The sequence below is a fragment of the Chryseobacterium sp. L12 genome (assembly GCF_056133985.1).
Map to the genome: position 1 here is coordinate 225,559 of NZ_JBVYOF010000001.1, position 25,629 is coordinate 251,187.

The following is a 25,629-nucleotide window of genomic DNA, read 5'->3' on the forward strand; positions in this document are numbered from 1 at the left end:
GATGAGTTATGAATGATGAGTTTTAGAAGTGATTAATTTATCAGACTCAAAATTGATAATTATTTAAGTTGTTTCTGGAATATTAAAGAAATTACGATATAATAGACAATTACTAACGGAATCCCAACAAATTTAAATATAAATAAAATTAGAATTGCTCCGATTAACAAAGCCAGTTTGGGATAATTATCCTGCAGTTTCATTGATTTGAATTTCATGGCAATCATTTTTATTGGACTGACCAAGAGCCAAGAACTTATAGCTGTTATTGCTGTTAGAATTAAAACTGAAGCTGAATTTTTATCAAAGGCATAGTTGGTAAATGGGAAATATGGAGTTGTTAAAATGTAAATTCCAAAAATCAAAATCGTATTTGAAGGTGTATTCAGACCTTTAAAATAATACTTCTGATCTTCATCCAGATTAAAAATAGCGAGCCTTAAACAGGAAAATAATGTGATAAAAAATCCGAAATATTTAATGTCAAAAGGAAGCGAGGTTCCGAAAACTTCATTTCCGAACGGTTCAAGCATTTTAAACATCGCCAATCCGGGAATCAATCCGAAACTTACCATATCTGCCAAAGAATCAAGCTGGGTTCCCAAATTGGAATTGGCTTTTAAAGCCCGGGCTACAAATCCGTCAAAAAAATCCAAAACCAGAGATAAAACAATGCAGACAGCGGTTGTCTGATAATCACCTGTCATCAAATGTACAGCACCAACACAGCCTGAAAAAAGATTTCCCAGCGTGAGTGCATTTGCCAGATTATTTTTAATAAAATTCATGGGAACAAAATTACAGTTTTTAAAAACTTTAACCTTAATTAATGTGAAGTAAAAATTAACTTGCGATGAATTTAACTTAAATTTGCACAGCGAAAATCATTCATCAGCTAAAATTAAGTTTCTGATGTTTTCGTCTTTAAAAATAACGATGTATTTAATGAAATTTTTTAAAGAATTCAGAAAAGAGGAAATCCTGATCCTATGTTACAGGATTTTTCTGGCATTTGTCTTTTATCAGGCAGCAAGAATTTTGTTTTGGTTTTTCAATAAAAATTTAATCAAAGTAGAAAGTGTTTCAGATTATCTGAGTCTGGCTTTTCACGGGATTGCATTTGATCTGACTGCAATTTTGTACGTCAATTCATTATTTATTTTTCTAAGCCTAATTCCTGTAATTATTAATACTGAAAGAGGGTATCAGAAATTGCTTATCTGGCTGTATTTTATTACCAACGGAATCGCTTATGCCATGAATTTCGGCGATTTTGTGTATTATAAATTTTCTCAGGCAAGATTGACATCGGCGGCTTTTCAGGTGGCAAAAAACGAGACTAATATCCTTAAAGTTTTTACTGTTTCAGTCGCAGAACATCCTTTTGTGATCATTTGGTTTGTTATTTTGATGTTTTTATGGATTTTCCTTTACAAAAAGTTCAAAATAAGCGAGCAGAAACCTGTGAAGCTTGTTCCTTACTTTGTTTGGTCTGTGGTGACTTTGTGTATTTCTGCGGTTCTGATTGTTGGCGGAATCAGAGGAGATTTCAAACACAGCACAAGACCAATCAACCTTGTGGATGCCAATAAGTTTGTGAAAAATCCTTTGCAGGGAAACATTGTTCTTAATTCTACTTTTTCGTTTTTCAGAACATTGGGAAGTAACAATTTTAAAGAAGTGTATTTTGTTGATCAGCAATTTATTGATGAAAATATCAATCCCTACAAAACTTATAATAGAGAAGTTCAGGACAAACCTAATATTGTTATTTTCATTGTTGAATCTTTTGGAAGAGAATATTCGGGAGCATTTAACAGGGATAAAAACATAAAAGAGTATGTTTCTTACACTCCTTTTATTGACAGCTTAGCGAATGAAAGCCTTATTTTCCCCAATACTTTTGCCAATGGAAGGCAGTCGATACACGGGATGAGCAGTATTTTAGCAGGAATTCCGAGTTTAACAGATGCTTTTACAAGTTCACCTTATTCCAATCAGAAAATTCAGTCGATTGTATCGGTATGTAACGATCTGGGATATGATACTTCTTTTTATCACGGCGCACCCAATGGTTCAATGGGTTTTATGGGTTTTGGAAATATTCTGGGCTTCAAGCATTATTTCGGAAAAGACGAGTATCATGGTGATCAGGATTTTGACGGAATGTGGGCAATCTGGGACGAACCATTTCTGCAGTATTTTGCCAAAAATGTAGGGAAAAAGCAGCCATTTATGGCTACCGTTTTTACAGCTTCATCACATCATCCTTTTAAAATTCCTGAAAAGTACAACGGTAAATTTAAAAAAGGAAACATTCAAATGCATGAGCCAATGCAATATACGGATTATGCCATCAGACAGTATTTTGAAACCGCTAAGAAACAGCCGTGGTTCAAAAACACCATTTTTGTTTTTACAGGAGATCATACCAATCAGGTTTTTTATCCGGAATATGAAAAAGCGATGAACCGTTTTGCTGTTCCGCTGATGTTTTATTCTCCTGATCCTGAATATCAGCTGAAAGGTATTAATGAAGAATTAGCACAGCAGATTGATATTTATCCTACTTTGGCAGATCTGATTGGATATAATAAGAAAATCAGAAGCTGGGGAAGAAGCCTTGTAAGCGAAAATAAGTACGTTCCTATTATTGTAAATTCAGACGGGAGTTCTGAACAGTTTATTTATGGTAATTATATCTATCGTTTTGATGGAAAAGAAATCACCGGGATTTATCATAAAACTGATTTAGGCTTTGAAAAGAATTTAGCAGATCAGATAAAAACTCCTGAAACTGAAAAGGGTAAACAAGTGGCTAAAGCGTGGTATCAGGATTATATGAGCCGTGTGATTAACAGAAAATTAAATTGATTACAAAATAGAGCATCAATAGATTTTTTTTTATTGAAAAAGCGGTATATCTATTGTTATTTATGTAAAGAATAGCAAAATTGTTTGTCTCTTTAAAAATTATTTCTATTTTTAACTAATCAATCATTTATTAATCTATAATTAAAATTAAACAGAACTTATATGAAAAAATTATTAGCAACCTTAGTATTTTCTTTATTCGGCGTAATGTCTTTCGCACAGATTGAAGGAAAGTGGAAAACTATAGATGACGAAACTAAACAAGCTAAATCTATAGTAGAAATCTATAAAAAGTCCGACGGGAAATATTACGGTAAGGTTTCCCAGTTACTGATAAAGCCTGCAGATCCCAACTGCTCAGGATGTAAAGATGACAGAAAAGGAAAACCGATCTTGGGAATGGAAATCATCAGAGGTTTAGCAAAAGACGGAAGTGAATTTACAGGAGGTACCATTACTGATCCTAAAACCGGAAAAACATATAAATGTACTATTACAAAAGATGGTGATAAACTTAATGTAAGAGGATATATGGGCTTTTCTCTTTTAGGTAGAACTCAGGTTTGGCAGAAAGTGAACTAAAAACTTTAAAATCCTTATTAAAATACAAGGCAATTCAGTAATGAGTTGTCTTTTTTTGTAATATAAATAATAAAAATACTATTTTTGTACTCTAAATTTTTCAAATAACTATGGCAGAATATACTTTTCGTGAGGTAATTGCACAGGCAATGAGCGAGGAAATGCGTAAAGACGAATCCATTTTTCTAATGGGAGAGGAAGTAGCAGAATACAACGGTGCTTACAAAGCTTCAAAAGGAATGCTGGATGAGTTTGGTGCTAAAAGAGTGATAGATACACCCATTGCTGAGCTTGGTTTCACAGGTATTGCAGTAGGAGCAGCGATGAACGGCAACAGACCGATCGTAGAATTTATGACTTTCAATTTCTCTTTGGTAGGTATAGATCAAATTATTAATAATGCTGCAAAAATCCGTCAGATGAGTGGCGGTCAGTGGAATTGTCCTATTGTTTTCCGCGGACCTACAGCTTCAGCGGGTCAGCTTGGAGCAACGCATTCTCAGGCTTTTGAAAACTGGTTTGCCAACTGTCCCGGTCTGAAAGTGGTGGTTCCTTCTAATCCTTATGATGCAAAAGGTTTACTTAAAACAGCTATTCAGGATAATGATCCGGTAATTTTTATGGAATCTGAGCAGATGTACGGAGATAAAATGGAAATTCCTGAAGAAGAATATTACTTACCTATCGGAAAAGCAGACATCAAAAGAGAAGGTACAGATGTAACATTGGTTTCTTTTGGTAAAATCATGAAACTGGCAATTCAGGCAGCTGAAGATATGGCTAAAGAGGGTATTTCTGTTGAAGTTATTGATTTAAGAACGGTTCGTCCGTTAGATTTTGATACCGTTTTGACTTCTGTTAAGAAAACAAACAGACTTGTGATTTTGGAAGAAGCCTGGCCTTTTGGTTCTGTATCTTCTGAGATTACTTATATGGTACAGCAGAAAGCATTTGATTATTTGGATGCTCCGATCAAAAGAATTACAACTCCGGACGCTCCGGCACCTTATTCTGCAGCATTATTCGCAGAGTGGTTTCCGAAACTTGAAAAAGTAAAAGAAGAAATCAAAAAAGCAATGTACGTTATATAATTACCGCAAGATTATAGAGAAAAACTTCCGAAAGGAAGTTTTTTCATTTATACTATTCATAACTAATATGAGGAAGGGTCATAATTTTGATATAAATTTGCGCCTTTAAATAATTAGCTGAAATGTCAGAAGTTACAGAAGGAGGTCACCATTTTGATCTTAAAAAGCTTTCATTTGTTGGAGTTATAGTTTCTCTGGGAATTGTATTTGGAGATATTGGTACTTCACCGCTTTACGTAATGAAAGCTATAGTAAATGCAAGAAAAGAAGGTGCACTTATGCCTTTTGATGAATATATTGAAGGAGCTTTATCCTGTATCATCTGGACATTAACATTGCAGACAACCGTAAAGTATGTTATTATTGCTTTAAGAGCTGATAACAAAGGAGAAGGCGGAATCTTATCTTTATACTCTCTGGTAAAAAGACTTAAGAAAAAATGGCTGTATGTCATCGCAATTATAGGAGCCTCTACATTGGTTGCAGATAGTGTCATTACTCCTTCATTAACGGTAATGTCTGCTATTGAAGGCTTAAAGATCTACAATCCCAATACGCCGGTAGTTTACATTACATTAGTCATTCTATTTGTTGTTTTTCTGGTTCAGCAATTTGGAACCGCATCTATCGGGAAATTTTTTGGTCCTATCATGGTTACCTGGTTTGTGGTATTAGGCGGATTTGGAGCCATGCATATTTTTGATCATTTAGAAATATTAAAAGCATTCAACCCGATGTATGCGTACAACCTTATTACTCATTCTCCAAGTGCAATTGTAATCATGGGGGCGGTTTTCCTTTGTACGACTGGAGCGGAAGCTTTATATTCTGATTTAGGACATTGCGGAGCAAAAAATATTCGGGTAAGCTGGATTTTCGTGAAAGTAATGTTGATTCTTAATTATTTAGGTCAGGGAGCGTGGCTTCTGGATAATTATCAGAAAGTTTTTACAGGAGTGAATCCGTTTTTTGGAATTATGCCTGAATGGGCGGTTTTGCCTGGGGTTGTTTTAGCTACAGCAGCGGCAATTATTGCAAGTCAGGCCGTTATTACCGGTTCATTTACCATGTTTTCCGAGGCAATGTCTATTTCATTCTGGCCCAATCAGCATATTGAATATCCTTCGGGAATAAAAGGTCAGATGTATATCCCAAGAATTAACTGGGGATTGATGTTTCTGTGTTTTATAGTTGTTCTTTACTTCCAGAAGTCAGAACACATGGAAGCGGCTTATGGTTTAACGATTACCATTACAATGCTGATGACGACAATTTTGCTGACGTACTGGCTAAGCCGAACCAGACTCAATAAAATTTTTATTTTTGGATTTGTTGCGGTATACCTTACAATAGAATCAGGTTTTTTCTATGCTAATGTTCTGAAGTTTTTTGACGGCGGATGGCTTACAATTGTTCTGGGAGGATTCATAGCAGTATGTATGTATGCATGGTACAACGGAAGACTACTGAAAGCAAACTTTACCAACTATGTTAAAATTGATAAATATGTCTCTATCATAAAAGATATGAAACTAGATGAGACAATTCCGAAATATTGTACCAATCTAGCCTACTTAAGCAGAGCAAAACGTCATGATGAGATTGAATCTAAAATCATATATTCTATCATCAAAAAACAGCCGAAAAGAGCAGATCATTATTTTATTTTAAGTATTGTAAATCAGGAAGATCCTTATACATTCAAATACAGTATTGATGAAATTCTGCCGGGAACGATCTATAAAATCAATTTTCTTTTAGGATTTAAAGTAGACAGAAGAATCAATGATTATTTTAATATGGTGCTGAAAGACATGATGGCGGAAGGAACCATTCCGTCTAGAAGCAGCCACCCGTCATTAAGAGCTCACAATATTCCGCCAGATCTTAAGTATGTAATTATTGACAATACTTACATCAATGATATTCTTTTGACGGTTAAGCAAAAAATTACACTTAATATTTACAATTTTGTGAAATATATCGGAAGTGATGATTTTAAATCCTGGGGTGTAACCTCGCATAATGTCGTTGTTGAATCTGCACCGCTGACGGAAGAGACTATTTCCTCAAATAAGATACAGCAATCTGAATTTTTCAGATGTAAGTCATAGTTTTTAGGTTAAAAGAGAGGTAGCTTTCATTTAAATAAAAATCAATAAATTTGTAGTATAAATTTTTTAATGGATACTATACAAAAAGAAAAAAATATAACACTGATTAAGGATGTTTTACGTAATTACCTTTTGGAAAAGGGGTTTCGGAATACGCCGGAAAGGTATACAATTTTAGAAGAAATCTATAATATGGATCATCACTTCAACGTGGATGATCTGTATCTACTGATGATGCAGAAGAAATATCATGTGTCGAAAGCTACAATTTACAATACGATAGAAATTTTCCTTGATGCAGGTTTGATTCGTAAGCATCAGTTTGGTGAAAAAACGCTTACTTCTTCTTCGTACGAAAAATCTTACTTTGACAAACAGCATGATCATCTTGTGATTTACAAGAAAGACTCAGATAAAGAGATTGAGGAAATTATAGAATTCTGTGATCCCAGAATTCAGGGGATTAAAGAATCAATAGAAGCCGCTTTTGGTGTGAAAATTGATTCCCATTCGCTGTATTTTTATGGTACAAAGAATGACTGATCAATGAAAATTTTCCTTTTCACTTTTTTGCTGATAAGTTCAGCAATTTTTGCGCAGAACACAAAACCCGCAAAGCGGGATCCTTATTTGCAGAATCCTGTAAAAAATCAGCCTCCGAAAAGCAGTCCTGAAAACAGGATTCATATCATCAACGCAGATGAAATCAAAAAAGATACAAAGTACGACGGAAACAGATACTTTGTTGGAAATGTACAGATTGAGCATCAGGGTTCAATATTGTATGCAGACGAAGTCGTAGTTTATGATGCCGAAAATTTTGTAAGAGCAATAGGGAACACAAAACTTCAGAATTCTGACGGCTCGGTAATTACTGCTGCCGAAATGGAGTATGACGGCAATTCCCAGAAAGGAGTTGCTAAAAAAAACGTTGTTCTTACAGATCCGAAAGGAACTGTCATCAAAACTCAGACAATGTACTACGACAAGATGGCAAATCAGGCATATTTTAATACAGGAGGTACCATCTTTGACGGAAAAAGCACAACCTATACAAAATCTGCAACTTATTATTTGACGACAAGAGTGGTAGATCTTTCCGGAGATGTAAAAATTGTGGATAATGATTATACGCTGGAAGGAAGAAATGTTGTTCAGAATCAGAATACCAATATCGTAGATATCAATGGGTATACTGTAATAACGAATAATAAAAATCCTAAAAACAGAATTGTTACTGAAAAAGGAACACATAATCTGAATACCAAAGAGTCATTTCTTACAAAAAACTCCAAGATTTTTTATAATGATAAAATTCTTACAGGAGACGAAATGTACTACAATCAGCTGACAGGATTTGGCAAAGCGACCGGAAATGTAACCTTAGATGATCCTCTGGAAAAAAGGTATCTGAAAGGAGGGTATGGTGAGATCTTCGAAAAGAAGGATTCTGCAATGATGACCAAAAGTCCGTATGCGGTGAAAATCTTAGAAAAAGATTCTATTTATTATGCTTCAGAAAAAATTCTTTCTTATCAAAAGCCAGATTCTGCAGATATTACCAAAAAGAAAAGCTTTTTAAGAGCATTCCGAAAAGCAAGAATTTACAAATCCAATGCACAGGGAAGAGCAGATTCTATTGCTTTTAATGAAACTGATGGTATCATGCATATGTACACCGAACCTATTCTCTGGAGCGGTGAAAAACAGGTAACCGGAGATAAAATTGAAGCATATTTCAATACTGAAACCGAAAACATAGATTCTTTAAAAGTGATTGGAAATGCTTTGGCAATCAGCAAAGTGGATTCTCTTAATCTGGTTGATGAATTTAATCAGGTGAAAGGAAAGCTGATGACTGTTTATTATGAAGGGCGTGATATTAAAGAAGTAAAGGTTATCGGAAATGCACAGGCAATTACCTTCGCAGACGAAGAAAACAAAACGACAAAGAGGCAGGAAAGAATAGGAGTTGCTTTAACAGCCTGCGGAATTATTGGTTCTTTATTTGATGAACAAAAGCTTCAGATTATCTCATGCAGTATTGGTGCTACATCTACAATCTACCCAATGAGCAAAATAGAGCCTGAGAAAAGAAAGTTTTCTGACTTCAACTGGAATACCAAAGACCGCATCAGAAAATGGCAGGATATTCTTGTAGATACTCCAAATTATGAAGAGATACAATATATTCCAAATGACGGACTTTATAACAAAGCGAAAGAAGCAATAGACCGCGAAAAAGCGAAGGAAGAAGCTAAAAAACCGAAACGGGTAAGAAAATAATAGAAGAGATCAGTTTTACACTGATCTTTTTTAATGCCTATAATTTCCTTATTCCTCAAATCTTCTTTAGCTTTGCCTAAATTTTTCAGACAATGGAAATTCAAAAAGATTTTTTTAAATATCAGGCGCAGACAACGCCGTTTGCTGCTGGTTTTGAGGTAGAAAAAGCAGAAGGAAGCTATATTTACGGTAAGGATGGTAAAAAATATCTTGATTTTGTAGCGGGAGTTTCTGCCAATACATTAGGTCATTCACATCCAAAAGTGGTCAATGCTATTAAAGATCAGGCAGACCAATATCTTCATGTGATGGTTTACGGGGAATATGCTCAGGAAAAACCTGTTGAATTGTGCAGGTTATTGGCTGAATCTACACCAGATCCGCTGGAAGTAACATATCTCGTCAACAGCGGAGCAGAAGCGATTGACGGAAGTCTGAAACTAGCCAAAAGATATACGGGAAGAGAGGAGATTGTGTCATTTAAAAATTCCTATCACGGAAATACACATGGAGCATTAAGTGTTTCGGGAAATGAGTTTCATAAGAGGGAATTCCGTCCTTTACTGCCGATGGTTTCTTTTATTGAGTTTAATAATGAACATGATTTGGATAAAATCACTGAAAAAACAGCAGGTGTCATTCTTGAAACCATTCAGGGGGCAGCAGGTTTTTTAGTTCCGGATCAAAATTATTTAATTAAACTTAAGAAGAGATGTGAGGAAGTAGGTGCTTTGCTGATCTTAGATGAAATTCAGCCCGGATTTGGAAGAACGGGTAAGCTATTCGCATTTGAACATTTTGGAATTGTTCCTGATATTCTCGTTATGGGAAAAGGAATGGGAGGCGGAGTTCCGGTCGGCGCTTTTATGAGTTCAAAAAAAATCATGGAAACTCTTTCGCATTCTCCTAAATTGGGGCATATTACAACTTTCGGTGGAAATCCTCTTATTGCTGCTGCTTCACATGCTACTCTCAAAGAGATTCTTGAAAGCGGATTGATGAATGAAATTGATGAAAAAGAGAAGTTGTACAGAGAACTTCTGGTACATCCGAAAATTAAAAATATCAACGGAAAAGGATTGATGCTTGCTGTGAATCTGGGTACTCCGGAATATACATTGGAAGTGGCAAAAAAATGCATGCAAAAAGGACTTGTCGTTTTCTGGCAGCTCTACAGAAACGAATACCTTAGGATTTCTCCTCCGCTCACTATTTCAAAGGAAGAAATTACAGAAGGATGCAAAATAATTTTGGAAGTACTCAGCGAAAATTAATGAAATTTTAAGGTTATTTTACTTCCTGTTTCAATCATAATTTGATAGAAATACAATTTAAAATATTTCTGATAAATATCATGAAGATTATATAAAAAAGTAATAAGAATTTTGCGTAATAAAAAAATTAATTTATATATTGCGTGACGTTAAAAATATAGATATATGGCGAAACACAAAGTCCATTATGAGTTTCCAATGCATTGTTTGTCAGAGATTTTGTACGAATATCTTGCAAGCGCAGAAGGTCTGTCAGAATGGTTTGCAGATGAGGTAGTAGAAAAAGGCGATGATTTCTTTTTCAGCTGGAACGGAGGACCTGCTGAGAAAGCAACTTTAATCAGATATAAGCCTGAAAGTTTCGTGAGATTCAGATGGGAAGAAGACGAAGGAACGAAGCATTTTTTTGAAATGACCATTACAATTGATGATATTACTGAAGATTTGGCTTTAAATATTACAGACTTTTGTGAAGAAGGCGATGAAGAAGAAAATGCGCTTTACTGGGAAAACCTTATTGAAAATCTTAGAATAAAATTGGGAGCGGCTTAAGAAATAGCTGCGTTATATTGAACTGATAAAACTGATGGACGATTTATCGTTCATTATTTTTTTATAAAAAATTGTTATTTTGGAAAATTTATATTTCACATCAGAAAAGCCGGAACAGATCAACCGTGCTTTTCTTTCCGGGGACGCTGTTGAAGTTTCTTTTTTTGTAAGAAATTCTAAACTGGTTATGGAAGAAGAATGTTACTTCTTTCTGATGGCATCTATGAGAAAGATGAGACTGAATATTCCTTTAAGCTATACGCTGGAGTTTTTTCAGAATCTTTTTACTTCAAAAGTAATTGATGAAAGTGAAATTAAGAATGGTATCATCAATTTTATGGTGTACAGAAATTCTAATGGAATTACTCTTTCAAAATCTTCTGTTTCTTATTACTTTCAGGTAATTGAAACCGATGATGTTTTAGATATTCAGAAAAGACCTTTGGAGCTCGATTTAATTAAAGAAATCAACGTCAATAACAATCTTTTGAGCAATATAAGAGTACATTGCCCGGAGAATATTTATGCTGAAATCTATGCGCAGGAAAATGATTTGGATGATGTGATACTTTTAAATCCTAACAAACGAATTGCGCGTTCCACAAAAGGAAATCTTCTTTTTATGGAAGGAGATGTAATCAAAATACCAAAGCAGTCTGAAGGAGCTTATATCTCTCCGCTAATGGAAAATTTTGTAACCTATCTTCATAAAAATAATCTGGCGGATGTTCAGGAACATGAGATTATTGCCTTTGAATCTCAAAAAGCTGAAGAAATTCTCTTAATTTCTGATGAAAAAGGTCTTTTTTCTGTAAAGAAAATCAGGAACAAAACATTCGGAAGTGACCGTTTTTCAGAGCTTGTTGGCAGCTGGAAAAACAGTTTTCAATAAAATTGACAAACCCGGTAAACAACTTTTAGTCCTTTACCGGGTTTTATTCTGATAGACTCAGAAAAATGTATTTTAATTCTTTTTGGTGAAATCAATAATGCACCAATCCAGAATTTGTGTCAACGTGTCTCTTGTCAGAATAATTTCATTTGTTGAGCAATATTCAACCAACTATATCTATTTGCCCCTTGAAAAGTGATCAAATATCTTCATCATTATTTCTGCATCAATCAAAATTTTTTTGCTTTCTAGAGAAATAAATCAAGAATGCTCTTTAGTAGTAATACCGCTATTTAGCTTTATCAAAGAACGTGAAAAATTTCTTAAAAATTTGATAACAAAAATTTAAAATTTGTTAAATTTATATCGCTTGATTGTGAGGATGCCTATCAGTTGAGAGAAATATCTTCAGGTGCATTTGCCCATAGAAGAAATTCTCCGCCAAGATTCTGCATGATAGATTTCCATAATGTCTGATCGTTGGGTAAAGTATAATCCAGATTATACACTTCAACTACTGTCCATAGTTTTTTCTGTATTTCCTGTTCGAGCTGCGAAGATGACCAACCGGAATATCCGGAAAATATTTTAACATCCTGAATGCTGATTTCACTTTGCAAAACAGCATTGATGACATTTTCAATATCTTCAGTTAGATAAAACTCTTTGTTTATTTCGGTAAATTCTTCGGTGATTTTTTTTCCTTTAATAATAAAAAAGACTTTATCGTTTTCAACAGGGCCGCCATCATACACTTCAATAGGAAAATCAAAAAAACTTCTGAAACGGCTACTCATTGTACTGTTTTTCTTGTTAAGAATCAAGCCAAACGCCCCGTTTTCGGAATGATCAATAATCAGTACTACCGAACGGGAAAAAATATCTCCCGAAATATCAGGTGTGGAAATTAATATTTTACCTTTGTATGAGTAATTCATATTCAAATTTAATAAAAATAATTTATGGAAAACCTTCACGATAAAAGAAAAATCTATGAAAAATCTCAACTTATTGAAAGTGAGATTAAAGAGAATCCTATTGAGCAATTCAGAGACTGGTTTTTGGAGGCTTCTGATAATACTTCCATTTCAGAAGCTAATGCAATGGCAGTTTCTACAATAGAAGAAGACGGATGTCCCCGCACAAGAATGGTACTCCTGAAAGAATATACTTATGAAGGTTTTATATTTTATACCAACTACCAAAGCAGAAAAGGGACAGCGATAGAAAAAACACATAAAGCATGTCTTCATTTTTTCTGGCCGGCTTTAGAAAGACAGATTATCATAAAAGCTGATTTGGAAAGAATTGCTGAAAATTTGAGTGACGGATATTTTCATTCCAGACCTAAAGGCAGTCAGCTCGGAGCGGTAGTTTCGCCTCAAAGCCAGAAAATTCCGGACAGAAGTTTTTTAGAAGAAAAGCTGAAAGCATTGGAAAAGGAATTTGAAAGTTCTGAAGTTCCAAGACCTGAAAACTGGGGTGGATATATTGCCAAACCATACGAAATAGAATTTTGGCAGGGCAGACCCAACAGGCTTCACGACCGAATTATTTATACACTGGAAGGCATTGACTGGAAGACGGCACGCCTAGCTCCATAAAACGAAAAACCCCATCTTTTGATGAGGTTTTTTTTATAATCGTGAGATTATTTTTTCTTTTTTCCTGAAGCCGGCATGTTGGCAGCAGCAACAGCGTTAGATAAATCTGCACCAGCTTTGAATTTGGCAACAGTTTTAGCTTCGATGTTGATCGGTTTTTTTGTTGCCGGGTTGATTCCCTGTCTTGCAGCTCTTTCAGATACCGAAAAAGTACCAAAACCTACTAAAGATACTTTACCTTCTTTAGTTTTCAATGTATTGGTTACATTAGAAATAAATGATTCTAAAGCAGCCTTTGCAGCAACTTTTGTAATACCGGCATCTTTAGCCATTGCGTCGATTAGTTCAGACTTGTTCATAATTTTTAATATTAAAAGTTAGTTAGTTATAAAAGCAAATTTAAAACAATTTTCAAATTGTGCAAATAAATTATAAAAAAATTATTTTTTATTTTACGTTTACATAAAATTGATTAAAAATTGATAATTCGGATGTTGGCGAAAAATCAATGTTTCCACGAACTAAAATCATGCCAAGTGCTTATGTATATTGATGTTGTTGGTTTTAAAGCTCTTAATTATTAAATTATTAAATCCTTAATTATGTATTAAGTCTTTATTCATTTGTAGATATACTTTATAAATTCACTAAAATAATTTTGAATACGTTGATTTTAAATAAATTATTGCTGTTTGCCTGAATTGGGCGTATTTTCTTTTTTAAACCTTGTTTATTAAATATTATTAATAAATTTGCACCATGTTAATAGAAGTTTTTAAATCTAAAATTCACAGGGTCAGAGTTACGGCTTCAGACCTTAATTATATAGGAAGTATTACCATAGATGAAGACCTTATAGATGCCGCCGGTCTGGTTGTAGGAGAGAGGGTTTATATCGTAAATGTAAATAATGGTGAACGTTTTGACACCTATGTTATCAAAGGAAAAAGAAAATCCGGTGAAGTCTGTCTTAATGGTCCTGCTGCAAGGAAAGTTCAGCGTGACGACATCATTATTATTATTGCTTATGCGCAAATGAGTCCTGAAGAAGCAAAAGATTTTCAGCCTAAAATAGTATTTCCGGACGAAAAAACTAACCTTCTTACCTAAATAATGGAGAATAAATCAAACAAAACTATAAAATCTGTTCTAACAGTTATTATTTCGCTTGCTTTCGCAGGCTTTTTTTTGTGGCTTGCTCTTAAAGGTCTTGATTTTAAAGTTATAAAACAGTCTTTGGCAAAAGCCAATTATATGTGGGTTGCTTTCTCGGCAGTTTTTGCTTTTGCAGCCTATTGGTTCAGAGCAATTCGCTGGAATCTTTTACTGGAGCCGATGGGACATCAAATTTCAACTTCTAATTCATTATGGTCTTTATCCTTTGGTTATCTGATGAATCTTACTATTCCCCGAAGTGGTGAGTTGGCGAGAGCCACAGCGCTTTATGGTGTGGAAAAAGTTCCGGTAGATAAGTCTTTCGGAACGATTATTCTTGAAAGGGTTGTTGACTTGATCTGTATGATCATCTTTTTAATTCTTACTTTGATTTTTAAGTTTGATGCTATTATGTCTTTTTATGATTTTGTAATTGCTAAAAAAGATGAGAAAGAAGTATTTGTACCAAATTATTTTGAAAAAATAATGATTGATATAGGAGTTGTGAATTTTGACGATTTTTATTTCTATCTTAAAATGGGAATTGGTATAATAGTTTTGTTTGCAATTTTTATATTTTATAAGTTAAAAAAAGACTTACTGATTAAGATTGGTCGGGGTATTCTTCAAGGTTTATTATCAATATTCAAGTTAAAGCAAAAAGGTAAATTTATACTATATACAGTAGGAATCTGGATTTCTTATTACTTTGCCGCATATCTCGTTTGTTTTTCTCTGCCTGAAACTTCAGATTTTACTTTTGCTGACGGATTTTTCATTATTGTAGTGGGTACATTAGGAATGATTATCCCTGCAAGCGGAGGAATCGGAGCCTTTAATCTTGCTATGAAATATGGTTTTATGGCATTGTTTCTTTCTATGGGGAAAAGTGCAGAACTGGGCGGTGAAATGGGTTTGATCTATTCGTTTATTTCTCTTCCGCTTCAAATTGTCGTCATGCTGATAATGGGACTGATCTCTATTCCGATGCTGGCGAAGGCCAGAGCTAAGGTAACAGTATAAACCATTTGCCAGTAAAATAATAAAAACCGAAAAGTTCTACTTTTCGGTTTTTTATGTATGTAATATTTGATTACTTATTTTTGGGTTTTTCAACACCAATCCAAGTTTCTCCTTCTCTTTTTATCTGGCTCAAAGTAAATGTTTCAAAGTCATCGGTTTTATACTCAATATTATCTTTGTTTTCTTCAAACGGCATGATATAGAAGAAGTTTTTATCTGTTTTATCAGCTTTTGTACCCTTCTTTACGGTAGGCATGAATTTTTTCTTGAATGTATACTTTGGAAGATACTGTTTCAAAGACGCATAAAATTTTTTGTTGTCCTTCTCGTTAGGGATGATATCAACAATCTTATACTTGTCATTTTTCTTATCTACCCAAAGGTAATAATTGGTCTCTTCTCCTGTTTTTCTGTTTAAGGAAGCAAATCCGAAAAATTCCTTAGGAACCAGCTCTTTTATTCTTTCAGCATCAACTTTAGTGAAATATTCTCCTTGTGAAGGATCAACATAGGTTTCAAGATTGTAAAGAAGAATTTCGTTGTTTTGGAAATTTTTGTTTTTGAAATACTGATCCAGAGATAATTCTGCGGTTTTGCGAAGCTCTTTTCCTCTTTCATCCAGTTTTTTTGTTGGGTTTTGAGGGTTTACTTTTTTTACGAAATTATAAAGAACAACTGGTTTTACATCTGCCAAATGCGGGTAGGTCTTCAGCTTCTCAGCTTTTACAAGCCAGTAATACTGCTGATAATAATCGTCTTTTTCAGCTGGTTTTACGTTTTTATAAGTTAAAGCAAGTTTTTTAGAGCTGAGATATTTTCCGTATTTACCTTGTCCGAAAGCGAAGCTTACCGATAATAGAGCAAATAAAATAGTAATGTTTCTTTTCATTTTTAGGAGTAAAGATTTTTTATTTTTCAAATATAATTATTTATTAGATAATAAGTTTAATTGTTAGTTAAATTATCAAAATATTATTGCTTTTATTCAATAAAAAATCCTGTAAAGCTACAGGATTAATAAATATTTGGTTTTAATAAGAAGTTTCATGTACTTTTACGGCTCTTCCGCTTGGGTCATTCATCTTTTTAAAAGCCTCATCCCATTCCAGAGCAATAGGAGTAGAACACGCTACGGATGGAACAGAAGGAACAGTAGCTGCTGCAGCTTCACTCGGAAAATGTTCTTCAAAAATATTACGGTATCTGTACTCTTCTTTATTTTGTGGAGTATTTACAGGAAATCTGAATTTTGCATTAGTCATCATTTCATCAGTTACGTATTTTTCCGCAACATCTTTCAAAGTATCAATCCAGGAATAGCCTACACCGTCAGAAAACTGCTCTTTCTGTCTCCATGCAATAGATTCAGGAAGAAGATCTTCAAAGGCTTTTCTCAGAACCCATTTTTCAATTTTACCTTCTTCTTTTTTTATCATTTTATCTTCAGGATTTACATTCATGGCAATATCCATAAACTCCTTATCCAAAAACGGAACTCTTCCTTCAATTCCCCAGCTCATTAAAGCTTTGTTGGCTCTTAAACAATCATACAAATGAAGTTTTCCTAGTTTTCTGACTGTTTCATCATGAAATTCTCTTGCATTCGGAGCTTTATGGAAATAAAGATATCCACCGAATAATTCGTCAGAACCTTCTCCGGAAAGAACCATTTTTATCCCCATAGATTTGATGACTCTTGCAAGGAGGTACATTGGGGTAGAAGCACGAATGGTGGTAACATCGTAGGTCTCCAGATGATAGATCACATCACGGATTGCATCTAAACCTTCCTGTACGGTAAAGTTAACCTCATGATGAACCGAGCCGATGTGTTCTGCTGCTTTTTTTGCTGCTGCCAAATCCGGAGAACCTGCTAAGCCAACAGCAAAACTATGCAATCTTGGATACCAGGCTTCCTGAGTATCGCCACTTTCGATTCTTTGTCTTGCAAATTTTGCCGTTACCGCAGAAATGATGGAAGAATCCAGACCTCCTGAAAGCAAAACTCCGTAAGGAACATCGCTCATCAACTGTCTGTGAACTGCTTCTTCCAGCCCCTTTCTGATTAATGCAATATCTGTTACATTGTTTTTTACGGCATCAAAATTTTCCCAGTCTCTTTTGTACCATTGCTGAAGTTCGCTGCTTTCCGGGCTGTAAACAAAATGTCCCGGCAAAAAAGTTTCTATTTTTTTACAGATTCCTTCCAGTGCTTTGAGTTCGGAAGCTATATAATAATTGCCTTCTCTGTCCCAACCCTGATAGAGCGGACAGATTCCCATGTGATCTCTTGCTATCAGGTATTCATTTTTTTCTATGTCATACAGAGAAAACGCAAAAATTCCGTTGAGCTTTTCAATAAAATTTTTACCGTCTCTTTCATATAAAGCCAGAATAACCTCGCAGTCTGACTGGGTCTGAAATTCATAATCAGGAAATTCTTTTTTCAGTTCACGATGATTGTATATTTCCCCATTCACGGCAAGAACTTTTTTTCCGTCTTTTGAAAATAAAGGCTGTTTGCCTGAAGTAGGATCTACAATTGCCAGTCTTTCGTGAGAAAAAACTACTTTGTCATTTTGGAAAACGCCGCTCCAGTCGGGACCTCGATGACGAATTTTTTTGGACATTTCAAGAACTTGTGGTCTTAATATTTCGGTTGACTGTTTTGCGTCAAATAAGCAAACGATTCCGCACATAATTTATTTATTTGAAAGCAAAACTATATATACAATTTATAATATAAAATAAAAATTATATTTAAGTTTAATATTTTAATCAAATTAAAATATTATATTTAATTTTTTAATTTAAACAGATTTTAAATGGAGTGTTGGTTAAATTTTTTCACTTAAGCAGATTAAATAATTACGTGATTTTAAAATCCGGATTATTTGCCGTTAAAATTGTAATAAAAAAGCTAATTTCTCAAAAAAATAAAGGCGTGGTATTGACTTGTAAATTTTTTTTTATTTACTTTGTGGCTCGAAATAATTTTTTTTCATCATTTGTGTTTTTACCTCCTTGTAATAATATTGCAAGGAGGTTTTGTTTTTATTCGCTGCCTAATAATACCCCCGAAACATTCCAGGAACTGAAGCTTGTTCCTTCCTGTTTTCCTTGAGGAATTTTGATCTGAAGAGTGTGTTTTCCGGCTTTTAAATCACCTAAAGAAATAAATGCGGGATTGGTAACTGTTCCGGGACACCAGTTTGATCTGCTGAGATCTGAAGAAGAAAGTCCGTTAGCAAAATTTCCGGATGCAGGATTATAGAGACGGTAGGAACCGCATTCTGTACGCCATGGAATGAAAGAATGGGATAATTTTCCGTCTAAATAAATAGAATTCGATTTAGGAATAAATTCATCACCATTTTCCCATCCGCCATGACCTGTTGTTATGTATCTGAGCTGGGCGTTTTTTAAATCTTTTTCCAGGTTAAACTCTACAAATAAGCCTTTTTCATGATCAAACATCGTTGCATAGTCCTGTCCTGCCATTTCCATAATATTGGTTGTGTTGAATAACGGGATTACCTTATTATTATCATGAACAATCTGGTCACTGTGATGAATGGTCAGTTCCAGGCTTACTTTGTGACCGCCTTTGTCGTAGTTTCCGATGAAAGTACCAACCCAAAGTTCTTTCCCTGAAAGGGATGGCTTTAATTCTGTAATATCCTGCCTGAAAGGACTTACGGTCTGCCAAACTTTGTCTTTAAGCAGGATGTGATTAAATTTATTGATTCCAAAAGCGGTAAAAAACCTCATCAATTCTACAGTAGGCTGATAATTTTCAGTTGAAACAACTCCGAAATATTGTTTCCCATTACCATTTTCGTAGGAAGGAAGTGTTTTGACTCCATTTTCTAAACCGTTAAAAAACGATTGTGCTTTTTCTTCGGGAATGAAGAATACAGTTCCGGTTCTGTCATACGCATCACCATCAGATTGTTGCTTTAGTTCCACAAAAATATTATCGCCTTTAGTTATTTGGGGAAATTTTATTTTTTTAAGAATAATGGTTCCATTGGCAAATCTTTTAATTTTCTCATCAGATTTAGATTCGTCGGAGAAATTGATGGTTTCATTTTCAAAAACTGGTAAAGTAGTTAACCTGCTTTTCCACAGCAAATCCCGATAGCTTAAAAGATCTGTCGCAGATACTTTTTTGTTAAGAATTTTTTCTATTGCGGTACTTTTAACTTTTCTCAAGGATATTGCTGTCGTTGATGAATTTCCGTTTCTTTCAATCTGTAATACCAAACCTAATTTCTGACCGAGACTTGATGGTCCGCCGCTTATTGTCAGATCATTAGTGTACCAGATTTCAATCGTGTTTGAATTGATTTTTGTGACTGCCTTTTTACAGTTGTAACCAAGAATTTTTTTTGTTTCTGAGGTAAATTCAAATTCTTGTTTTGCTACAGATTCTGCATCAGAAGTTGAAATAACTTCATCCGGCGCTAAAAAAGCATAAGAAATAATACTGTTGGAAGGCTTTTCAATTTTGGTAATTTCAAACGGATAATCGCTTTTCAATTCTTTTATTTTTGAGTTTAAAATAAAATTTTCCTGAGCGTTTACCCAGACAATCACAGGATTCTGATTGGGCTGAACTTTTCCGTTGTATGAACTTTCATATTGAATCTCGTACGTTTGTGAGAAATGCAAACCCGAAATAAAAGTGAAGATAATAATGACAAAGCTTTTTAGCATAATAAAAGTATGTTGATGTGATTTTAAAATGATTATTTGTTTAGTTGTGGAAGTAATATTAATTGATGATAAATATGGTTTTAAAAACTGAATGTATACAAAACCGCATTAAAAGCTGGCTTTTACCTGCATGCTTCCGATATGTATGGTTCTTTCACCGGAATTTCTTCCCTCATAATTCAGGTTGAGCTGAAGAAAGGAGTTAATTGCCTGCTGAATAAAAACGCTCCAGACCTGATTTTTTCCTGGTTTTAAACCGTCAAGCATTTGATTTCCGACAATACTGAAATTGTTTCCTGTAAAGTCATTATTGATAAAAGAAAAGTTTCCTCTTATGGAAGTTTTTTTGCGCTCCCACTGTATGGTTCCTGTAAGGTCAAAAGCCTTCAGCATTTCTTCGCCATCCACTCTCTTTTTTTCACGGTAAGCAGAGGAAAATTCTGCCTGAATAGAATCTGTAAACCGGTAGGTTGCTTTAGGCTTTGTTTCAAAATTATTGAGACGGTAATCTCTCGTTGCAAAAAGCTGCGAAGAATTTTCAATATCGTGAACCGAGTTTTCCCAGTCGATCCTGAATTCTTTATTAAACCAATATCCTAAATTCACAAAATGGGAAGTCTGATTTCTTTCTTCGTTGCTGAAATTGGCATTCAGGAGATTGTCGTTGGAAATAAACCGGTAATTTCCGTTCCAGCCGGATTTTTCAGTTGGATTAAACTGAGCAGACATCAGAATATTCTGATTCTTTAAAATTAAGTTTTCTCCGGTTTCAAATGGGTTTAAAACCAGAACTTTATCTCTTTTATAAAAAGAATTTTGAGAATTTAATGAAATGTTGAAATTCCAGCGTTTTAAAAATTTGTTTTCGGAGCTGAAAACAACAGACGGATTTACAAACAAAGCAAGCTGTAGTTTGTTTTTATTGGAAGGAATATATCTTACAGAATTGGTGTAAACCCTGATGTATTGCGCAAGATCAGAATATTCTGCGATTTCAAACTCATCCAGCTGCTGAATACCGTCACCGTTGTAATCTGTCCATTTGTAAACTCCCTGTCCATCAGTTACTTTTATATACTGAAATTCACGCTGAGCTTCCTGTCCGTTTCCTAATTCGTAGAAAGCCTGAAGGCGCATTCCGTTTTTGAAAAGCTGTTGGTTGTATAAAATATTTCCGACTACAAAATCCTTATTCTGATTGATGTCAACATCATCGTTTTTATAGAAAAATTTCCTGTAGTGAAGTAATGCATTCAGTGTAGTTTTTTCGGTTTTGATGATTTGGCTTTCTGCCATTAAACCTAAAATTCTGTTCATGTTTTGAAGTCGGTTATCACGCACAGAATCATTATCTCTCACATACATTCTTGATAAAAGCTTGGTTCTTGCGCTGTCGCCGATTTTTTTCTGAACAAAAAGCTCTTTCCAGCTAAAACTGGTGACATCCATCAATCCTGTTTCGTTGAATTTCTTTTCGTTGTGTTCCATGCTTCCGCCAAGTGCCCAACTTCCTTTTGTTCCGGTATATTCTGTTCCTGCTGCTCCACGGATAAATTTGGTGTTTTGAAGTGTTGCTTTTGTGTCCAGATAAGAAAAATTTCCTTTGGTTGTAAATTTGCCCCTGATCCAGCCAAAATCAAGATCGTTTTTAAGCCCTTTATAGGAGTCCTGTTCATCAAGATAATTTACTCTGTAATTCAGAACAGATTTATTATTCCATTTATTTAAAAAGCTGAAAATGAATCGGTTTTGTGTAAGGTTGTTAAATTCCTGTGCAAGGTTGAAGTCGCGCGAAAATTCTACATCATTGATGCGGTCTAAGATATGAAACTGTCTGTCAATGTATTGGTATTCAAAGCTTGGAGTTCCTTTCCAGTTGTTTTTGGTGAAGGTTTTATTTCCGAATATTCTTGCTGCGTAACCAATGTTCTGATCTGAATCTTTTGATGAAAATAAATTAATATCGTAATTGCTGAGTGAAACATCTGCTCCAATTTTACCCTCCTTAAGCAAATATTCCGAATTTAAAGTATATACCTGAGCTTTTTGTGGTGAAGGCAGCTTTCTTACGGCACGGTAATCTCCTAAGTTGGGACCTACATATTCGAAAACCCGTCCGTTATTGGTGGTTTGTTTCAGTCTGTAGTCTCCGAGATTAGCTCCGAAATAGGTAAACGATACCTGATATAAAGTTTGTGAGGCGTCGGTAGAGAATTCATAATAACTTCCGCTGGGATTTTGAACAAGGCTGTATAAGATTTTATTTACATCATATTCTGCAACTACACCGGATGGTGCATACATCAGATTTTGGTCGTTTCCGGCATCAGCTAAAATCTGTTCATCTTCCTTGGATAAATTTAAAGCTAAAGGAGCGTTTTTATTGTCGTTTTCCATGAACCAGTTGAGTCCGACCCTGAATTTTTCTCTCTGATGCTCCAGTTTTCCGGTAAATAAATATCTTGAATAATTTCTGTTGGCATAATTGAAAGAAATTGTAATAAAGTTTTGCTGAAAAATAGGTCTGAAACTGGTGAAAGTAACTTCACCGGTATTGTAATTGATCACATAGTCCTGATTTTCGCCACGTTTCATTAAAATTCCGTCAATAAAAACCTGTTCTGATCCTGAAATCAAAGTAATAAACTGTTCACCGTTTCTTCCTGTAAGCCGATATGGTCCTTGGTTTCCTTCAATTCCCTGAAAACGAATTCTGTGAAACTCACTTCGTGCCACACCAGCGGAAATATCTATAAATGTTTTATTGTCATTTCCGAGCTGAGTCTGAAACTGAAGACCCATGCTTCTTCTCTGATATTTTGAAAAGTAATTTTTGGCGTCTACCAGATCTAAATGTCCGGCTCTGAGAATAGATTTTTCTTTGATATTGAGCTGCATATAGATTCTGTCAAACTCTTCCAGTGTTTGCGTGTATCCATCTGCCTGTATAGGTAAGTTGTGATCTGAAATACTTGCCAAAACCGTTACATCCTTAGAAAGTCTCCCTGAAATCTGTAAATCCATAGAGCTTTGTACTGACTGCCCCTGATTATTACCAAAAGTAATTCCTCTGATGATAGAACCTTTTGAATTAAGTTCTCCTAAGAATCTTTTGGTATTATTTTTAGCAAGAACGGCTTCATCTACAATGATTTTATTACTGGTTCTGACAAAATCCATTGTGTCTTTCGCAAAAAGATCTCTTTCAAGCCTTAAAGCAATAATGCTGTCTTTTTTTATACTATCTTTTGGTATGTTTGGGTTTTTCCATGAGAATATTTGGGCATTATAGCAAGATAAGCCCATAAACAACAGTAAGAATATCAGAATAAAATTCCGCAAGTCTTTAAAAATAATTGGTAAAAATAGCTAAAAATTACGAACACTAAAGGTTTTAACAGTATTAACAGAAATTTAACCTTATTATTATATTATGTGAAAAAATAAAAGTAATTTTGCCCTATAAATTATTGATATAAAAATTTAAGTTATGAAAAAAATCTTTACAATTTTAGGAATTTCAGTTATGACAAGCCTTGCAGCTCAAACAACCGTGCTTACTGAAAACTTTAATACAAACGGTGTTCTTAGTACATTAGGTTGGACTACCCACAGCGGTACAGCGGGTCAAATGATGGTTTCTGGTAATGCGGCTCAATTAGTTGCTGGTAATGGTGAGGATGTTAATAAAGAATTCTCTACTGTTTATGCATTGCCAAACGGAATGACAAGTAAGGTTGTTCTTACTGCTTCGATAAATGTTTTAAACTCAACAGGATTATCTACTAACGGAGATTACTTTATGAGTTTAGGGGGAACGGCGGGAACTACCGTGACAATTTTACCAGCAAGAGTATACGTAAAAGCGGGAACTAATGGTTATCTTTTAGGTGTTTTGAATACTAGTGGTGGTACAGTAACACCAACTTATGCAACAAATGAAGTGGCTTATGGTACTGCTTCTAATATCACTCTTACTTATACTGTTACCAAAGACGCTTCTGGGGCAACTACCATGCAGGTTGCGGAGTTGTCGTATGCGGGAACAGGATTGTTGACTAATAGTACTGGGACAGGAAATGCTTCTGCAAATATTGCTTCTGTGGCTTTAAGACAAGCAGGGAGTGCAACATCAGGAACGGGTAATATAAGCATTGACGATATTGTTGTGACTACCTTTACTCCAGCAACACTTTCTGTTTCAGATTTTAATAAAACAAAATCTAGCTTTGTAAAAAATACTTTTATTAAAAACGATGAAATCTCTTTCGGTTCTGAAGTAAAAGATGTAAAAGTTTATACTTTATCAGGACAGTTGGTAAAAACTTCTTCGGTAAAAGCTAATGAGACTTTAAATGTTGCTGAATTGGCAAAAGGTAATTATATCGTTACCGGAACGGTTAATAATCAACCTGTTTCTCAGAAAATCTTGAAGGACTAATTTTACTAAAATATTATAAAAAACCACTTCTTATGAAGTGGTTTTTTTATGTCTGTATAATTAGATGTGGTATTTATTATTCAAAAAAAATTGATATATATTGTGTATTTGGTATTGTTTTTGGACTTTTTATGACAATCACCAAAATAAAATATTATGAAAAAAGTATTTACTTTTATCGGGCTTGTATCGATATCAGCATTTTCTAATGCTCAGATTGTAATTAATGAAATCTATACCGGAGGCGGACTTTTAGGAGCCGCAATTACCAATGATTTTATAGAACTGAAAAATATAGGTAATTCTACAGCTTCTCTAAATGGTGCAACTATCCAGTATGCATCTTCAACAGGAGCTTTTACCCAATACAATAATTTACCGAATATTAGTCTCGCTCCCGGACAAACTTATCTTATTCAGCAAGGATCTGACGGATTAGGAGGACTGATTAACTTAATAAACCCTAATCTAATTGTAAGTGTTCTTTTGAATTTTAATGGTTCTCCAGCTGTAGGGGTAGGTGTTGGTCTTGCACTTACTTCAGGAAAAGTGGCTTTAGCCAGCAATGCAACACAGGTGACCGGACCTACAGCAGCGAATGTATTAGATTTCGTAGGTTACGGTCTTGCCAACCAGTATGAAGGAGCAGGAGCAGCACCATCACCAACGATTTTAAATTCTATTACAAGAACAAATGGTGATACCAATAACAATAATGTTGATTTTACGATCACACTTCCAACTCCTCAGTCATCAGGAACTTTAGCAGTAAATGATCTGCAAAATACTTCAATGAAGAATATGTTTGTGCAGAATACTTTTGTTAAAAATGATGAAATTGTATTCGGAACAGAAGTAAAAGATATTAAAATCTATACGCTATCAGGTCAGTTAGTAAAAACTTCTTCGGTAAGAAATAACCTCTCTTTAAATGTTGCTGAACTGCAAAAAGGGAATTATATTGTAACAGGTATGATTAATGACCAGCCGGTGTCACAAAAAATTATAAAAGACTAATTCAG

21 protein-coding genes are annotated in these 25,629 nt (G+C 34.6%); 14 read left to right on the forward strand and 7 right to left on the reverse strand.

Annotated elements, in window-relative coordinates; genetic code table 11:
• Positions 1 to 59 precede the first annotated feature (59 nt).
• A complete protein-coding gene (locus AC0NBN_RS01075) occupies positions 60 to 788 on the reverse strand; it encodes a CDP-alcohol phosphatidyltransferase family protein (RefSeq protein ID WP_160812351.1) in 729 nt (242 codons plus the stop codon).
• Between the two features lie 157 nt (positions 789 to 945).
• On the opposite strand from AC0NBN_RS01075, the gene AC0NBN_RS01080 reads away from it, so the two are divergent.
• From AC0NBN_RS01080 to AC0NBN_RS01120, 9 genes are all read left to right on the forward strand, one after another.
• Positions 946 to 2,874, forward strand: a complete 1,929-nt coding sequence (locus AC0NBN_RS01080; RefSeq protein ID WP_160812350.1) for an LTA synthase family protein — start codon at positions 946 to 948, stop codon at positions 2,872 to 2,874.
• Positions 2,875 to 3,036: 162 nt separating this feature from the next.
• Positions 3,037 to 3,456, forward strand: a complete 420-nt coding sequence (locus tag AC0NBN_RS01085) for a DUF2147 domain-containing protein (protein ID WP_160812349.1) — start codon at positions 3,037 to 3,039, stop codon at positions 3,454 to 3,456.
• 110 nt (positions 3,457 to 3,566) lie between these two features.
• Positions 3,567 to 4,547 carry a pyruvate dehydrogenase complex E1 component subunit beta gene (locus tag AC0NBN_RS01090; RefSeq protein WP_160812348.1) on the forward strand — a complete coding sequence of 327 codons (981 nt, stop codon included), beginning with the start codon at positions 3,567 to 3,569 and terminating at the stop codon, positions 4,545 to 4,547.
• Between the two features lie 122 nt (positions 4,548 to 4,669).
• Positions 4,670 to 6,661 (forward strand): KUP/HAK/KT family potassium transporter, encoded by a 1,992-nt coding sequence (locus AC0NBN_RS01095; protein WP_143884713.1) that lies wholly within the window; start codon positions 4,670 to 4,672, stop codon positions 6,659 to 6,661.
• A gap of 69 nt (positions 6,662 to 6,730) precedes the next feature.
• Positions 6,731 to 7,204, forward strand: coding sequence for a Fur family transcriptional regulator (locus tag AC0NBN_RS01100; RefSeq protein WP_143884712.1), 474 nt, complete (start codon positions 6,731 to 6,733; stop codon positions 7,202 to 7,204).
• Between the two features lie 3 nt (positions 7,205 to 7,207).
• The gene (locus AC0NBN_RS01105) at positions 7,208 to 8,947 is read left to right on the forward strand and encodes an OstA-like protein (protein ID WP_160812347.1); all 1,740 of its coding nucleotides are present in this window, start codon (positions 7,208 to 7,210) and stop codon (positions 8,945 to 8,947) included.
• Positions 8,948 to 9,045: 98 nt separating this feature from the next.
• Positions 9,046 to 10,221, forward strand: coding sequence for a class-III pyridoxal-phosphate-dependent aminotransferase (locus tag AC0NBN_RS01110; RefSeq protein ID WP_160812372.1), 1,176 nt, complete (start codon positions 9,046 to 9,048; stop codon positions 10,219 to 10,221).
• A 165-nt stretch (positions 10,222 to 10,386) separates the two neighbouring features.
• Complete coding sequence (locus AC0NBN_RS01115; RefSeq protein ID WP_089745767.1) at positions 10,387 to 10,773, forward strand: START-like domain-containing protein; 387 nt, start codon at positions 10,387 to 10,389, stop codon at positions 10,771 to 10,773.
• Positions 10,774 to 10,843: 70 nt separating this feature from the next.
• Complete coding sequence (locus AC0NBN_RS01120; RefSeq protein ID WP_474466908.1) at positions 10,844 to 11,665, forward strand: aminotransferase class IV; 822 nt, start codon at positions 10,844 to 10,846, stop codon at positions 11,663 to 11,665.
• Between the two features lie 389 nt (positions 11,666 to 12,054).
• Here AC0NBN_RS01120 and AC0NBN_RS01125 read toward each other — a convergent pair whose 3' ends face one another.
• Complete coding sequence (locus AC0NBN_RS01125; protein WP_143884710.1) at positions 12,055 to 12,603, reverse strand: YqgE/AlgH family protein; 549 nt, start codon at positions 12,601 to 12,603, stop codon at positions 12,055 to 12,057.
• A gap of 24 nt (positions 12,604 to 12,627) precedes the next feature.
• Between AC0NBN_RS01125 and pdxH the strand changes: the two genes are divergently transcribed.
• Positions 12,628 to 13,269 (forward strand): pyridoxamine 5'-phosphate oxidase, encoded by a 642-nt coding sequence (gene pdxH / locus AC0NBN_RS01130; protein WP_160812346.1) that lies wholly within the window; start codon positions 12,628 to 12,630, stop codon positions 13,267 to 13,269.
• Between the two features lie 47 nt (positions 13,270 to 13,316).
• Here pdxH and AC0NBN_RS01135 read toward each other — a convergent pair whose 3' ends face one another.
• Complete coding sequence (locus AC0NBN_RS01135; protein ID WP_089745773.1) at positions 13,317 to 13,628, reverse strand: HU family DNA-binding protein; 312 nt, start codon at positions 13,626 to 13,628, stop codon at positions 13,317 to 13,319.
• Between the two features lie 400 nt (positions 13,629 to 14,028).
• Here AC0NBN_RS01135 and panD point away from each other — a divergent pair, with 400 nt between their 5' ends.
• Both panD and AC0NBN_RS01145 read left to right on the forward strand, forming a co-directional pair.
• Positions 14,029 to 14,379 carry an aspartate 1-decarboxylase gene (panD, locus tag AC0NBN_RS01140; protein WP_089745775.1) on the forward strand — a complete coding sequence of 117 codons (351 nt, stop codon included), beginning with the start codon at positions 14,029 to 14,031 and terminating at the stop codon, positions 14,377 to 14,379.
• Between the two features lie 3 nt (positions 14,380 to 14,382).
• Entirely contained in the window at positions 14,383 to 15,447 is a 1,065-nt protein-coding gene (locus AC0NBN_RS01145; RefSeq protein ID WP_160812345.1) for a lysylphosphatidylglycerol synthase transmembrane domain-containing protein, read from the forward strand.
• 70 nt (positions 15,448 to 15,517) lie between these two features.
• Here AC0NBN_RS01145 and AC0NBN_RS01150 read toward each other — a convergent pair whose 3' ends face one another.
• The 4 genes from AC0NBN_RS01150 to AC0NBN_RS01165 form a co-directional block, all read right to left on the reverse strand.
• Complete coding sequence (locus AC0NBN_RS01150; protein ID WP_143884706.1) at positions 15,518 to 16,336, reverse strand: hypothetical protein; 819 nt, start codon at positions 16,334 to 16,336, stop codon at positions 15,518 to 15,520.
• 142 nt (positions 16,337 to 16,478) lie between these two features.
• Positions 16,479 to 18,146: an asparagine synthase B gene (gene asnB, locus AC0NBN_RS01155; protein ID WP_160812344.1), complete on the reverse strand. Its 1,668-nt coding sequence runs from the start codon at positions 18,144 to 18,146 to the stop codon at positions 16,479 to 16,481.
• 355 nt (positions 18,147 to 18,501) lie between these two features.
• Complete coding sequence (locus AC0NBN_RS01160) at positions 18,502 to 20,166, reverse strand: GLPGLI family protein (RefSeq protein WP_160812343.1); 1,665 nt, start codon at positions 20,164 to 20,166, stop codon at positions 18,502 to 18,504.
• 108 nt (positions 20,167 to 20,274) lie between these two features.
• Positions 20,275 to 23,472 carry a hypothetical protein gene (locus AC0NBN_RS01165; protein ID WP_160812342.1) on the reverse strand — a complete coding sequence of 1,066 codons (3,198 nt, stop codon included), beginning with the start codon at positions 23,470 to 23,472 and terminating at the stop codon, positions 20,275 to 20,277.
• Between the two features lie 184 nt (positions 23,473 to 23,656).
• Between AC0NBN_RS01165 and AC0NBN_RS01170 the strand changes: the two genes are divergently transcribed.
• Together AC0NBN_RS01170 and AC0NBN_RS01175 are read left to right on the forward strand one after the other, a co-directional pair.
• Positions 23,657 to 24,607: a T9SS type A sorting domain-containing protein gene (locus tag AC0NBN_RS01170; RefSeq protein WP_160812341.1), complete on the forward strand. Its 951-nt coding sequence runs from the start codon at positions 23,657 to 23,659 to the stop codon at positions 24,605 to 24,607.
• Between the two features lie 156 nt (positions 24,608 to 24,763).
• On the forward strand, positions 24,764 to 25,624 hold the full coding sequence (locus AC0NBN_RS01175) for a lamin tail domain-containing protein (protein ID WP_160812340.1): 861 nt from the start codon (positions 24,764 to 24,766) through the stop codon (positions 25,622 to 25,624).
• Positions 25,625 to 25,629 lie beyond the last annotated feature (5 nt).

Coding starts and splice junctions, on each gene's coding strand:
- AC0NBN_RS01075 (WP_160812351.1), bottom strand. CDS start 788: ATGAATTTTATTAAAAATAATCTGGCAAATGCACTCACGCTGGGAAAT.
- AC0NBN_RS01080 (WP_160812350.1), top strand. CDS start 946: ATGAAATTTTTTAAAGAATTCAGAAAAGAGGAAATCCTGATCCTATGT.
- AC0NBN_RS01085 (WP_160812349.1), top strand. CDS start 3,037: ATGAAAAAATTATTAGCAACCTTAGTATTTTCTTTATTCGGCGTAATG.
- AC0NBN_RS01090 (WP_160812348.1), top strand. CDS start 3,567: ATGGCAGAATATACTTTTCGTGAGGTAATTGCACAGGCAATGAGCGAG.
- AC0NBN_RS01095 (WP_143884713.1), top strand. CDS start 4,670: ATGTCAGAAGTTACAGAAGGAGGTCACCATTTTGATCTTAAAAAGCTT.
- AC0NBN_RS01100 (WP_143884712.1), top strand. CDS start 6,731: ATGGATACTATACAAAAAGAAAAAAATATAACACTGATTAAGGATGTT.
- AC0NBN_RS01105 (WP_160812347.1), top strand. CDS start 7,208: ATGAAAATTTTCCTTTTCACTTTTTTGCTGATAAGTTCAGCAATTTTT.
- AC0NBN_RS01115 (WP_089745767.1), top strand. CDS start 10,387: ATGGCGAAACACAAAGTCCATTATGAGTTTCCAATGCATTGTTTGTCA.
- AC0NBN_RS01125 (WP_143884710.1), bottom strand. CDS start 12,603: ATGAATTACTCATACAAAGGTAAAATATTAATTTCCACACCTGATATT.
- pdxH (WP_160812346.1), top strand. CDS start 12,628: ATGGAAAACCTTCACGATAAAAGAAAAATCTATGAAAAATCTCAACTT.
- AC0NBN_RS01135 (WP_089745773.1), bottom strand. CDS start 13,628: ATGAACAAGTCTGAACTAATCGACGCAATGGCTAAAGATGCCGGTATT.
- panD (WP_089745775.1), top strand. CDS start 14,029: ATGTTAATAGAAGTTTTTAAATCTAAAATTCACAGGGTCAGAGTTACG.
- AC0NBN_RS01145 (WP_160812345.1), top strand. CDS start 14,383: ATGGAGAATAAATCAAACAAAACTATAAAATCTGTTCTAACAGTTATT.
- AC0NBN_RS01150 (WP_143884706.1), bottom strand. CDS start 16,336: ATGAAAAGAAACATTACTATTTTATTTGCTCTATTATCGGTAAGCTTC.
- asnB (WP_160812344.1), bottom strand. CDS start 18,146: ATGTGCGGAATCGTTTGCTTATTTGACGCAAAACAGTCAACCGAAATA.
- AC0NBN_RS01160 (WP_160812343.1), bottom strand. CDS start 20,166: ATGCTAAAAAGCTTTGTCATTATTATCTTCACTTTTATTTCGGGTTTG.
- AC0NBN_RS01165 (WP_160812342.1), bottom strand. CDS start 23,472: ATGGGCTTATCTTGCTATAATGCCCAAATATTCTCATGGAAAAACCCA.
- AC0NBN_RS01170 (WP_160812341.1), top strand. CDS start 23,657: ATGAAAAAAATCTTTACAATTTTAGGAATTTCAGTTATGACAAGCCTT.
- AC0NBN_RS01175 (WP_160812340.1), top strand. CDS start 24,764: ATGAAAAAAGTATTTACTTTTATCGGGCTTGTATCGATATCAGCATTT.